The sequence below is a fragment of the Corynebacterium sp. ZY180755 genome (genome assembly GCF_054331495.1).
On record NZ_CM135811.1, the window covers coordinates 1,500,386 to 1,512,655 of the forward strand.

General features: G+C 53.9%; 10 protein-coding genes. 9 read left to right on the forward strand and 1 reads right to left on the reverse strand.

Annotated features, from left to right (window positions below; translation table 11 throughout):
* Nucleotides 1-26 precede the first annotated feature (26 nt).
* The 6 genes from ACXM2N_RS06935 to galE all read left to right on the forward strand — a co-directional run bounded on the left by ACXM2N_RS06935 (nucleotide 27) and on the right by galE (nucleotide 5,869).
* A complete protein-coding gene (locus ACXM2N_RS06935; protein ID WP_458487208.1) occupies nucleotides 27-608 on the forward strand; it encodes a DUF3099 domain-containing protein in 582 nt (193 codons plus the stop codon).
* Between the two features lie 164 nt (nucleotides 609-772).
* On the forward strand, nucleotides 773-2,386 hold the full coding sequence (locus ACXM2N_RS06940) for a DUF7782 domain-containing protein (RefSeq protein ID WP_458487210.1): 1,614 nt from the start codon (nucleotides 773-775) through the stop codon (nucleotides 2,384-2,386).
* A 25-nt stretch (nucleotides 2,387-2,411) separates the two neighbouring features.
* Nucleotides 2,412-2,849, forward strand: a complete 438-nt coding sequence (gene dtd / locus ACXM2N_RS06945) for a D-aminoacyl-tRNA deacylase (protein WP_458487212.1) — start codon at nucleotides 2,412-2,414, stop codon at nucleotides 2,847-2,849.
* A 120-nt stretch (nucleotides 2,850-2,969) separates the two neighbouring features.
* A complete protein-coding gene (locus ACXM2N_RS06950; protein ID WP_458487214.1) occupies nucleotides 2,970-3,959 on the forward strand; it encodes a sigma-70 family RNA polymerase sigma factor in 990 nt (329 codons plus the stop codon).
* 130 nt (nucleotides 3,960-4,089) lie between these two features.
* Nucleotides 4,090-4,767: an iron dependent repressor, metal binding and dimerization domain protein gene (locus ACXM2N_RS06955; protein ID WP_458487216.1), complete on the forward strand. Its 678-nt coding sequence runs from the start codon at nucleotides 4,090-4,092 to the stop codon at nucleotides 4,765-4,767.
* A 121-nt stretch (nucleotides 4,768-4,888) separates the two neighbouring features.
* Complete coding sequence (galE, locus tag ACXM2N_RS06960) at nucleotides 4,889-5,869, forward strand: UDP-glucose 4-epimerase GalE (RefSeq protein WP_458487218.1); 981 nt, start codon at nucleotides 4,889-4,891, stop codon at nucleotides 5,867-5,869.
* A gap of 43 nt (nucleotides 5,870-5,912) precedes the next feature.
* Here galE and ACXM2N_RS06965 read toward each other — a convergent pair whose 3' ends face one another.
* The gene (locus ACXM2N_RS06965; protein ID WP_458487220.1) at nucleotides 5,913-7,208 is read right to left on the reverse strand and encodes a DUF4192 domain-containing protein; all 1,296 of its coding nucleotides are present in this window, start codon (nucleotides 7,206-7,208) and stop codon (nucleotides 5,913-5,915) included.
* Between the two features lie 248 nt (nucleotides 7,209-7,456).
* Here ACXM2N_RS06965 and ACXM2N_RS06970 point away from each other — a divergent pair, with 248 nt between their 5' ends.
* The 3 genes from ACXM2N_RS06970 to ACXM2N_RS06980 all read left to right on the forward strand — a co-directional run bounded on the left by ACXM2N_RS06970 (nucleotide 7,457) and on the right by ACXM2N_RS06980 (nucleotide 12,222).
* A complete protein-coding gene (locus tag ACXM2N_RS06970) occupies nucleotides 7,457-8,467 on the forward strand; it encodes a PAC2 family protein (protein ID WP_458487222.1) in 1,011 nt (336 codons plus the stop codon).
* A gap of 77 nt (nucleotides 8,468-8,544) precedes the next feature.
* Nucleotides 8,545-11,097, forward strand: coding sequence for a DEAD/DEAH box helicase (locus tag ACXM2N_RS06975; protein ID WP_458487224.1), 2,553 nt, complete (start codon nucleotides 8,545-8,547; stop codon nucleotides 11,095-11,097).
* Nucleotides 11,098-11,280: 183 nt separating this feature from the next.
* Nucleotides 11,281-12,222, forward strand: a complete 942-nt coding sequence (locus ACXM2N_RS06980; protein WP_458487226.1) for a LysR substrate-binding domain-containing protein — start codon at nucleotides 11,281-11,283, stop codon at nucleotides 12,220-12,222.
* The last annotated feature ends 48 nt before the right edge of the window (nucleotides 12,223-12,270 follow it).

Below are 12,270 nucleotides of genomic sequence, written 5' to 3' on the forward strand. Positions count from 1 at the left end.
ACATATCCGGTCTAGGCTTGGGAAATATGACAGGCAAGTTTGAACGCGACGGCGAAAAGTATGACGAAACCGTCTACGACGCCCAGGAAGCCCCGCAAGAGGTGGATTCTAGGAAATCGCGTTTGTCCAAGTTTAAGCGCAAAGCAAATGTTGCGCTCGTAACTAATGTCACCAAATCACCTGAACAAAACCTCCACAAACGCGAAGTCCAATACAACTGGCTGCAAGGGTCCCGCATTCCCCTCCTACTGGGATCAGCCCTAGCGTGGTGGCTAGGTTATATTTGGCTCGCAGTTGTCTTGTTCGTGATCTCAGTACCAATGCCATGGATTGCGGTGGTGGTAGGTAACGCCCATGGTGAAGCACGCGATCCCCGCGCCCCAATCGTGTACAAGCCGCAGGCTCAGCGCGACTACTTCAACCATCAATTAGACGCTGGTAACGCTCAGGCACTACCACCTGGGCCTCTTACTGACGAGGATGGTAAGGCGATTGATCTCATTAGGGAGCAATACCGATTCGCGGAGCGCCCGGCGCGCCCAACACCTCCTCAGTCAGATGATGATTCCGGTATTGAGTATAAAAACTCGCGCGGGATGTTCTCCTGAGTTTTCGGTTCGGAAGGTAATTAAGCTTTGTGCCGTTTTCAGCACGCTGTGTAGCGATTAAGTGGAAAACGCCGTGGAAGTTAGTTTCGAGACCCGTTGCTGGCATACTCTTAAACCCAATGTTGTACTAAAACCGCGTATGCGGTGAGAGGTTGGTGTTGGTGATGGTGGCAGTGGAGCCCACCCGTACTCAGCTGGGCCTGGTTGCTCAGGATCTTAAGGAAGCATTGGTGAGGCACGGCTTTACTGCCGCGGGAGTAGCTTCATTTTTGGGGCCTCACGCCAATGATGCATTATTTCGTGGTGAGCCAGGGGCTGTTAGTTTTTCGCTGCGCGGCCGCGAAAATGCTCCTCTGTCAGTCTTGATTCGTCTCTTCTTGCTGCACTTGCCCACTGACCGCTCTTTGGTCGATGACGTGTTGGGCGCTGCGCTGACACGCAAGATCATCGACGCCGGTGTTGTGGGTTATGTTGGCACACGTATTGGCAACATTGGCCAGCCAGGTATAGCCAGTGGCGTAGTTGACGAGTCGCAGCTTCATGCGTTGATGGATGTGCGCCCACATGTAATTAATGGCGTTAACCGCATCGTGTTCTCAGATATGGATGCTTCCATGGTCCTTGGACACGTGCCGGGAGCAGATCATGTCTTAGGTGTAGGGGCAGCTAGTTTGTCGCTTTTATCCACCTCTGCAACAACCCCAGTGGAATCTGTGCTCGATGTGGGTACTGGATCCGGAATCCAGACGCTGGGTCAATTGCGCTGCGCTCAGCGGATTGTTGCTACTGATGTACATCCGCGCGCTCTGGATCTGGCGGAGGCCACCTTAGTTGGTGAAGATGACGCTTCCGGCCATGCGTCCGTATCTCTTCGCGAGGGATCTTGGTTCGAGCCGGCTAGTGGTGAGCGGTTTGACCGGATCGTTTCTAATCCGCCGTTTGTCGTAGGCCTGCCGGAGGTCGGTCACGTCTACCGCGACTCAGGGTTGAATCTTGATGGAGCCACCGAGATGGTTGTCTCCCAATCACCTGATTACCTCAATGAGGGAGGCACCGCACATATTTTGGGTGCGTGGATCCACCAGGAAGGTCAATCGTGGCAGCAGCGGGTAGCGTCTTGGATACCGAGCCACGGTGTAGCAGCATGGGTTCTGCAGCGTGACATTGCAGATCCTGCGTTGTACGTGGGCACTTGGCTCAAAGACGAGAGTATCGATCCTCGCAGCCCCGAAGCCGCTGAACGCACCCAGGCTTGGTTACAGCATTTTGCCGACAACAAGGTATCCGGAATCGGTTTTGGCTACGTAGCTATTCAGAAATTGGATGACGATACCCCAAGCGAGATAGTGGCTGAAGATCTTGCAGGGAACATAGTGGGCACCCTAGGCGAGGAGATCGAAGAATACTTCCTGCGAACCGGATGGCTTCGAGATGCCACAAAGGAGGATATTCTTTCTTCCCAGTACGCTCTGCGCCCAGGCGTGGCAAAGGAAGAGATCGCTATTCCAGATGCTTCTATTGGGATGGGTTTTACACCGTTTGCCATCCGCCTTAGCCGAACCGAGGGCCCGTGCTTTAGCCATGAGGTGGACGAACACATTGCAACCATTGTGGCGGGTCTTCACCCGCAGGGCATGAGTCTTGCTGAAGTAGTGGAACTCTACTCGATGAGCAAGGGAGTTGACGAGGAAGATCTTTTACAAGCCGTAATCGCCCCAATAGTGGACTTAGTACGCCACGGATTGTTACTTCCAGCCGAGCTGCTGAGCCAGAACTAGATGATTTTGCAATAGGAGATTTCCGATGAAAGCAGTTCTCACCCGAGTTAGCGAAGCCAGTGTCACCGTAGATGGCGAAGTCGTGGGCCAGATTCATTGTCCGGAAACCGGAGGCATCCTCGCACTGGTAGGCGTGGGCGCACAAGACTCCGATACCGCGTGGGAAACCGTTGCCCGCAAGATTGCCGAGCTACGCATTCTCGATGGAGAGAAGTCGGTTGTGGACGCTGGGGCACCCGTGCTCCTAGTAAGCCAATTTACGTTAATGGGTAAAACAGCCAAGGGCCGCCGGCCCTCGTGGTCTGATGCAGCCAAAGGTGACATTGCGGAACCAGTGATCGAAAAGATTGCCCAGAACTTGAGGCAGCGTGGAATCACCGTTGAAGAAGGCCGTTTTGGAGCAATGATGAAGGTAGCCAGTGTCAACGAAGGACCTTTTACCGTTTTGGTAGAGGCTAATTAGTAACCCTTGCCCCCTTCACTCACCCCCAGGCGCTCATTTTTTTGTGATTCTCGGAACTAAAGTATCAACAATGGCGTTACAAGAGGGTAGAAACCTTAAACACCATGAGGAGGTCATCGGATGGCTAGTAACCAGGCCACAGCGGTCGAGACTGAAGAAGTGGATCGCGGAAGCCGTCGAGGGCACACTAACGACAATCCTTCTGCTGACCTAGTGCGTGTTTACCTGAATGGAATTGGTAAAACAGCACTCCTTACCGCTGAAGACGAGGTTGAGCTATCTCAGGCAATTGAAGTAGGGCTCTATGCCGAGCACTTACTGAAGCATTCCGAGGAACCACTCACTCGTGCTATGAAGCGTGATCTAAAGGTTTTAGTGAAGGAAGGCCGTAAGGCTCGCTCCCACCTCTTGGAAGCCAACCTTCGCCTAGTTGTGTCCTTGGCTAAGCGGTACACAGGCCGCGGAATGCCACTGTTGGATCTCATCCAAGAAGGGAACTTGGGTCTCATCCGCGCAATGGAAAAGTTTGACTACGCCAAGGGGTACAAGTTCTCCACTTATGCCACGTGGTGGATCCGCCAGGCTATCACCCGAGGCATGGCGGACCAGTCCCGCACTATCCGCCTCCCAGTGCACCTAGTAGAGCAGGTAAACAAGCTCTCCCGGATCAAGCGTGAGATGTATCAGCACTTGGGTCGCGAGGCCACCAATGATGAGCTCGCAGAAGAGTCCGGCATTGATGAGTCCAAGATTGAGATGCTGCTACGTCAATCCCGTGATCCGGTGAGCTTGGATATGCCAGTGGGTGCAGACGAAGAAGCTCCATTAGGAGATTTCATCGAGGATTCTGAGGCAGCTGACGCTGAGGCCGCTGTAGTAGCGTCCCTACGTCACTCAGATATTCGTGACGTACTTGACACCCTCGAACAGCGCGAGCAAGACGTCATCCGCATGCGTTACGGATTGGATGACGGCGTTCCTCGCACCTTGGATCAGATCGGCCGTCAATTCGGTCTCTCCCGTGAGCGTGTTCGCCAAATTGAGCGCGAGGTGATGGCAAAGCTGCGCGACGGTTCCCGCGCTGACAAGTTGCGAGAGTACGCACTGTAGAAAAACCGTACGAGGGCGTGAAGTTTCAGTCGACTTCACGCCCTTCGTGTTGATTCACCACTGTTACTCACCATTAGATGTAGACTCTGTTCAAGAGCACGTTCTACAAAGCAGAAAGGTCCATTGTGCCGTGAAGGATTTGGTCGATACCACTGAGATGTATCTGCGCACCATCTACGAACTTGAAGAAGAAGGTATCACCCCTCTCCGTGCCCGTATCGCAGAACGATTGGAACAGTCTGGCCCAACCGTGAGCCAGACCGTTTCACGCATGGAACGTGACGGACTAGTCAGGGTTGAACCTGACCGATCACTCCACATGACAGAGCAGGGTCGTGAACTCGCCACCCAAGTTATGCGCAAGCACCGTCTTGCGGAAAGGCTCCTTACGGACGTCATTGGCCTCGACGTGGCTAAGGTCCATGAAGAAGCCTGCCGGTGGGAACATGTTATGAGTGAGGAAGTTGAGCGCCGCCTAGTAGAGGTTCTCCCAGGCGTCGATTCCTCCCCTTTTGGAAACCCAATTCCAGGATTGGCGGATCTGGGTGTGCCTGAGACCACCACCGCTTTGGGCATTCGTGCAACTGATATTCAGTCCGGTGAGCGCGTTAAGGCTCGCATTGCCCAAATCAACGAGATCTTGCAGGTGGATGTGGAACAATTTGATCTGCTTCTGACAGCAGGAGTCCAGGTGGGCAGCGAGGTAGAGATTGAAAACGACATCGAGCGGGTTGTGCTGTACACCGGCACCCACGAGGTAGAGCTCATGTACGATCTGGCCCACGCAATCCGCGTAGAGCTGCTGTAAATAGCCTGTCAGGGACGTACCGCAGGCTTCCCTCACAACACTGCGCCCGCCCCAGTGAAATTCTCACACCGTGCGTAGTAGCTAACGGTGTTGCTTAAGTAGGAAGTATTTTGGAGGAAGAATGAAACTTCTTGTAACCGGTGGCGCTGGATATGTTGGATCGGTCTGCGCAGCGGTATTGGTAGAGCAGGGACACGACGTCACCATCATCGATAACTTCTCCACCGGAAACCGCGAAGCTGTTCCAAATCAGGCAACCATCGTCGAAGGCGATGTCCGAGACAAAGCTTCTGAGGTTCTCGCGCAGGGTGGCTTTGAGGGTGTCATTCACTTCGCCGCTCGTTCTCTCGTTGGCGAATCCGTCCAGAAGCCCGATGAATACTGGCAACACAACCTCGTCACCACTCTGGCGCTGCTAGACGCTATGCGTGCGCACGGCGTGAACAATTTGGTGTTTTCATCCACGGCCGCAACGTATGGCGAGCCAAAGGAAGTTCCTATTACGGAGGACTTCCCTACTCAACCTACCAACCCTTACGGCGCATCAAAGCTGGCCATTGACTACGCCATCACCTCCTATGCCAACGCGTTTGGACTGGGCGCAACTAGCTTGCGTTACTTCAACGTAGCTGGTGCATACGGAAACATTGGTGAGAACCGTGAGGTAGAAACCCACCTTATTCCTCTCGTCCTACAGGTAGCCTTGGGCCACCGCGACAAGATCATGATGTTTGGTGATGACTGGCCAACTAAGGATGGCACCAACGTCCGTGACTACATCCACATCCGCGATTTGGCCGATGCACACCTTCTCGCGCTTGAATCCAATACTCCAGGAAAGCACCGAATCTTCAACTTGGGCTCCGGCGAGGGCTACTCTGTGAAAGAAGTAATTGAGACCTGCCGTGAAGTTACCGGTCACGAAATTCCGGCTGAGGTTGCGCCACGGCGAGCAGGCGACCCAGCAGTGTTGATAGCTTCTTCCGAAAAAGCCATGAAGGAGCTAGGTTGGAAGCCAACCCGCACCGACCTTCGAACCATCGTGGAGGATGCATGGGCCTTTACTTCCCAGCTTGGAGATAAGGCACACAGCGCCAAGTAGGGTACAAACGTTTAAGGACCTTGGGAAAATCAAGGTCCTTTTCCTATGCCGCGTTCTCGTGCCCTTGGTCAATCAAGGCACACAGGCCCGGTAACGGGTCGGTGACGTCAACGTCAAGAAGTTCCAACAGCTGTGGCAGAAGATTGGCTTTGAGTTCACTGCCGCCGCGCACAATAAAATCGTAGACGCTACGTGCGGCAAAGCTAACGGCGCTCGGGTCACCGTCGGCCATGTCCATGACCGCGCCCTTGTACATGACCTCCGCAAGCAATTCGGAGCCACCTCGTGTGTATCCCACCGTCATCAATTGACTCAGGCGGTGCCCCGGCTCTTCTTTCTGGGCCGCAGACAGCGCCGGCATGAGGCGATGCGAGGTAGGTGAGCCCAAAATGCACAACGCGTAGCAGCACAAAGCGTTGGCACGGGCTTGGTCTGGAAGAGTCCGCGCCACCGCCAAGCTGATGTTGCGCACTGTATCTTCCATACCAAAGCTGGCCATGATTATGACATCACGCAGCCTAAGCACGCGAAAGTAGGTACCAAAGAACTCGATGGCATCCTCATCTTCCATAAGCTCCTCCGCGCTAAAGCCCTCGCACTCTTTCAACCGGCAAAGCAACGCCTGCCTGGCCTCATCCATCATGTGGGCATTATTGCTAACCAGCTCGCCTAGCTGATTGGCTCTGATGCCGGTGAGTTCGTTCAGCTTGTAAATGGTCATGGGTTCTAGGGCCTTAGTGGTGCGATCAAAAAATGAGTATGCCTCTGCCCGCGTGAGCTCGGGCAGTTCCCCTGTCTTCACTAACTCTCGCATTGTCACTGACTCCGTGATTTCACCCACCGTGCCATCGCGGAACGGGCTGCCCTGGCTGAACACACCGTCGAGCCCAAGCTTATGGAACTCTTCGTTGCCAAATAGCAACGTGTACTTGGCTCCAGTTGATATCTCATCCACACACCAACACCCCAGCACTGGCATCATCTCACATGACACGGCGTGCATGAGATAATCAGGCAGTGCTTCTGCGAGCCCAGAGCGGTTTGAGGTAACTACGAACATCATCACTAGGTCTGGAGCAACGGATTCCATGGCATCTGCGATGTCCGGAATTCGATGCATTTCCAGAATGTCTAGGCGGAAAACGGGGCCTATGGTCATCGTGGTGGTTACCGAATCAGAATCTGGCTGGGTGGTGTCAGTGGAGTCATAGAGACAAACGAACACCAGAGAATCCGTTGGGTAGTATCCAAGAATGCCCGGGAGGTTAGTGAGTATCGTCGATGGTGTGAACAGACCATGTGCGGCTGCCCCTTGCTGAGAATGATTATTTTTGGTCATAGACCCAATCAATCACCCCGAGCGTACGGTTGATAAGACGCTTCCTCCAAAACCGCGGTTTTGTGTATAACTGCGCTAGTAGCAGAAGTTCTATCCACAGGTTTTATTGCGGATGGAACAAATATCCACCTGCTGGCGTTTTAAAAGGCATCGCAGCCGTGTAATGAGCAAAGCACACAATCCAAAACACGGTAATGTGGAAAGCCATTACTCTTGGCAATGCGTTTATCACACGGTAGGAGGAAAACATGTCACAAGAATCCCAGCACATGTATGAACTTGAGTTCCCTGCGCCAAAGATCTCTGACAAGGGCGCCACCGGACCTACACTCGTGGTTGCACTCCAAGGCTATGCTGATGCGGGGCACGCTGTAGACGCCAGCGCTGATCACCTGCGCGCTGCCCTTGATAACGCGCCGGTAGCATCGTTTAATAATGATGAGCTCATGGACTACCGGTCCCGTAGGCCAGCCGTACTGATTGACCACAACGAAGTAGTTGAGGGAGAGGATTTACGTCTCGCCATTGACGTAATCCGAGATACCAACCAAAAGCCTTTCCTTCTACTTTCAGGCCCTGAACCTGATTTGCGCTGGGATGGCTTCACGGAAGCTGTGGCTGACTTAGTAGAAAAGTTTGGTGTGGCTCAAACCATCTGCTTGTACTCCGCTCCTATGGCGGTGCCACACACCCGCCCAATGGTTATCAGCGCACACGGCAATGACGCCAAGCTGATCAACAGTCAGTTTACGTTGGACACCAAGATCACCGTTCCAGGTTCCGCGGCGCTCCACTTGGAGCGCCTACTCAACAAACGCGGTCTGAACGTTGCTGGTTACACTGCTCACGTGCCGCATTACTTGGCGGCATCCACGTACCCAGAAGCCACCTTGAACTTGCTTCGTTCCGTCGCCACCACCGCTGATTTGGAGTTCCCTCTTGGCGCGCTAGAGGAGGACGCAGCCCGCATTGCAGAACAGATTGACGAGCAGGTGCAGGGTTCCCCTGAAATTCAGCACGTGGTTGGCATGCTGGAGCGTCAATACGACGAAGAACTGGAACGCTATAAGGAGCGTAACCCTCAGGCAGTCCTACCAGGTGAATCCGCTTTACCAAGTGGTGAGGAGCTTGGGGTGGAGTTTGAGCAGTTCCTAGCTGGGTTGGATGAAAACATTCTGGATGCTGAGGTGTCTGACCATGAATCAGAGGTAACCCCTCCACAGGATGACTCCGAGGATCCTACGGACCCCAAGGACTAAGGTTTATTAGTGCTCGCCTATACGTGCCGCAATGAGAGTGCACGTGTGGGCGGGTTTTTCCACTAGGGTAGTACAGTGTGAATCTTTCCCAGATGCTGCCTGATTTAGAAGAAGTACCCGAGTCCTTAGTAGACGAGTCCATTTTTGATTCGTTCCTAGCTTGGACCAGGGAGAAGAACATCACCCTCTACCCTGCCCAAGAAGAAGCAGCGTTAGGGATCTTGGCCGGTGATAACGTCATTTTGGCCACTCCTACGGGCTCCGGAAAGTCCATGGTAGCTATCGCGGCACACTTCATGGCTATGGCCCGAGGCCAGCGCAGCTTCTACACCGCCCCGATCAAAGCGTTGGTGAGCGAAAAGTTCTTCGCGCTGTGCGATATCTTTGGGCCAGAAAATGTGGGCATGATGACCGGTGACGCCACCGTCAACGGGTCTGCACCTATTATTTGCGCCACCGCTGAGATCGTGGCCAACATCGCACTTCGCGACGGTGCACGAGCCGACATTGACCAGGTAGTAATGGATGAGTTCCACTACTACTCTGAGCCAGACCGCGGCTGGGCATGGCAGGTTCCACTGCTTGAACTACCCACAGCGCAGTTCCTCCTTATGTCTGCAACGTTGGGGCACACTGAAAAACTAGAGGAAGACCTCACACACCGTACGGGACGCACTACGTCCTTAGTTGGCAGCGACGCAAAGCGCCCCGTGCCCCTAGATTTCACCTTTGTGTACACCCCCGTGCACGAAACCATTGAGGAACTGCTGAAAACAAACAAAGCACCTGTGTACGTGGTGCACTTCACCCAACGTGAAGCAGTCGAGCGTGCCTCCGCGCTCACGAGCATCAAAATCATAAGCGATGAGGATAAACAGAAGATCGCTGATGAAATCGGCGACTTCAAGTTCACCACCACCTTTGGCAAAACCCTTTCCAAGCTGCTCCGCCGCGGAATCGGCGTCCACCACGCTGGAATGCTGCCTAAGTACAGGAGGTTGGTAGAGAAGCTTTCCCAGACTGGCCTCCTCAAGGTCATCTGCGGAACAGACACCCTAGGTGTGGGCATTAATGTGCCTATCCGCACCGTGCTGTTTACCGGTCTCGCAAAATTCGACGGCACCAAGCAGCGCATCCTCGCCTCCCGTGAATTCCACCAGATCGCGGGTCGAGCAGGCCGAGCTGGCTACGACTCCGTGGGGCACGTTATCATCCAAGCCACGGAGCACGAGATCGAAAACTGGCGTGCCCGCGAGCGGGCCGGCAGTGACCCTAAAAAGCTTAAAAAGATCCGCAAGAAGTCTGCCCGCGACGGAGAGGTAACGTGGACTGAGAAGACCTACGAGCGCCTGATCAACGCAGAATCCGAGCCACTTACCAGCCAGTTCCGAGTATCAAATTCCATGTTGCTCAACGTGATTGCCCGACCGGGCGATGGCTACGACCACATGAAGAAATTGCTGCGAGACAACCATGACTCAAGGGACAAGCAAAACGCAGACATTCTCAAGGCATTGGAGCTCTTTCGCGGTCTGGTCAACGCCGGAATTATCGTGCGGCTGGACCAGCCTGATGAAGCTGGCCGACGTTACAGCCTCACACAGGAACTGTCGCGGGACTTTGCGTTAAACCAGCCCCTAGCGCCATTTGCACTGGCAGCTCTGGAACTTCTGGATAAGCAATCTGATTCTTTCACTCTGGACGTCATCAGCATTTTCGAATCCATCTTGGATGATCCTCGTCCTTTGCTGATTGCGCAGCAGAAGGCCGCACGTGGTGAAGAAATCGCTGCTCTCAAAGCGGATGGTGTTGACTACACCGAACGCATGAACATCGTGGAAGACATCACCTGGCCGATGCCACTCCACGATCTGCTGGAGAACGCGTATCAGGTATACGCAACAGGTCACCCATGGGCTAAGGAGTTTCACCTGAGCCCCAAGTCAGTGGTACGCGACATGCTGGAAAATGGCATGACTTTTAGTGATCTCATTGCCACATACGGCTTGGCTCGCGCCGAGGGCGTGGTACTGCGCTACCTCACAGATGCCTGGAGAACACTTACCCATACGGTCCCAGAGGATTACCGTACCGAAGAACTCGAGGACATCATTACATGGCTGGGTGAGTTGGTCCGTCAAGTTGATTCGTCCCTAGTGGATGAATGGGCACAGATGGCAGATCCTGATCAGCCTATTGACAAAGAAACTCTCGCCCGCGAGCTGGCCTTTGGTGTGGAAGATCCCAACGCACTCACAGCTAACATGCGCGCCTTCCAAGTCATGGTACGTAACAGTCTGTTCCGCATTGTTCAATTGTTTGGCCTTGAGAAAGAAGATGAGCTAGATCTAGCCTTCGAGTACTTGGAAGATCGTCCCGATTGGGGCGCAGCCATGGATGATTACTTTGACGAATACAACGACATCGATACATCTCCTTCGGCGCGTGGCCCTGAATATTTCCGCATTATTAAAGAGGTCAATGGAAATAAGCGCCTGTGGGCAGTTCGCCAGATCTTGGCGGATCCGGAAGGCGACAATGCTTTCGCGTTTGATGGTGTTATTGACTTGGATGCTTCAGATGAAGCCGGGGATGTCAGGTTCTCTCGACTAGAGTTCAGTCAGAGTTAAGAACGTAGAGATTGCGTGTATCCCCACTATTGGGGTTAGTAGCGTGCAACGGCAGCTCACTGTGTGTGAGCTGCCGTTTTCGCTTACCCGTGAAAGGTAATAACTAAACTAAAGGTTTCCCCTATCGTCACAGCTCAGCGACGATAATAATGTTCACTCAGTGAGCAACTATAGTAATAAGCTATGAGCAATAAGGAGTACCGACCAACGCTGGCGCAGCTGCGGACCTTCGTTACTATCGCCGAGAACAAGCACTTCGGCACCGCAGCAGCGAAGCTGAACATCTCCCAGCCTTCCCTCTCACAGGCACTCGTTGCACTCGAAGCTGGCTTGGACGTCCAGTTAATTGAGCGCTCTACTCGCCGCGTGATTGTGACGGCTGCCGGTGAGTCACTGCTCCCCTATGCAAAAGCAACACTTGAGGCAGCAGACGCGTTTATGGCACATGCTCAGGGCGCATCCGGCACACTAGCAGGCCCACTAACCCTGGGTGTAATCCCGACGATCGCTCCCTACATCCTGCCTGGCCTCATTTCCATGGTGAAAGATGACTATCCGGAATTAGAGCTTCGCATAGTTGAAGACCAGACTAAGTACCTTATTCAGTCCCTGCGCGATGGCCAACTGGATTGTGCTGTGATGGCATTGCCATCTGAGACTCCAGGCCTCATTGAGCTTCCTCTTTACTCAGAAAATTTCGTCATGGTAGTTCCTGATGACCACGCCTTCGCGCAGCGCACGGACTTGCAGCTTATTCACCTGCGCGACGTTGATTTGCTCCTGTTAGATGACGGGCACTGCCTGCACGATCAAGTTGTGAACCTGTGCCGCCAAGTTGAGGTAAACCCTGAGAACTCACCGATGGGCGAGACTCGGGCCGCGTCGCTTACTACCGTGATTCAGCTCGTAAGCGCTGGAATGGGTGCCGCGCTGGTGCCCGAGTCCGCACTCGCTATTGAAACGAACCGACCAGGGATTTCGGTCGCCACCTTCGGTCGCGGCGTTACAGCCGCCCGGCAGGTAGGCATGGTCTTTCGAGGCTCCAGTTCACGCGCGGACGAATATCAAAAGCTTGGAACCCTCGTTGGGGCGTCCTTTCACAAGCTGGTGCGCAACGACGCGTAGTTAGCGAACAAGTATGGCTCCGCAGATCAATTAGACTGCGGAGCCATT

What these genes read in the sequence shown, in the direction of transcription:
- ACXM2N_RS06935 (WP_458487208.1), top strand. Translation starts at nt 27, where the DNA reads ATGACAGGCAAGTTTGAACGCGACGGCGAAAAGTATGACGAAACCGTC.
- ACXM2N_RS06940 (WP_458487210.1), top strand. Translation starts at nt 773, where the DNA reads ATGGTGGCAGTGGAGCCCACCCGTACTCAGCTGGGCCTGGTTGCTCAG.
- dtd (WP_458487212.1), top strand. Translation starts at nt 2,412, where the DNA reads ATGAAAGCAGTTCTCACCCGAGTTAGCGAAGCCAGTGTCACCGTAGAT.
- ACXM2N_RS06950 (WP_458487214.1), top strand. Translation starts at nt 2,970, where the DNA reads ATGGCTAGTAACCAGGCCACAGCGGTCGAGACTGAAGAAGTGGATCGC.
- galE (WP_458487218.1), top strand. Translation starts at nt 4,889, where the DNA reads ATGAAACTTCTTGTAACCGGTGGCGCTGGATATGTTGGATCGGTCTGC.
- ACXM2N_RS06965 (WP_458487220.1), bottom strand. Translation starts at nt 7,208, where the DNA reads ATGACCAAAAATAATCATTCTCAGCAAGGGGCAGCCGCACATGGTCTG.
- ACXM2N_RS06970 (WP_458487222.1), top strand. Translation starts at nt 7,457, where the DNA reads ATGTCACAAGAATCCCAGCACATGTATGAACTTGAGTTCCCTGCGCCA.
- ACXM2N_RS06980 (WP_458487226.1), top strand. Translation starts at nt 11,281, where the DNA reads ATGAGCAATAAGGAGTACCGACCAACGCTGGCGCAGCTGCGGACCTTC.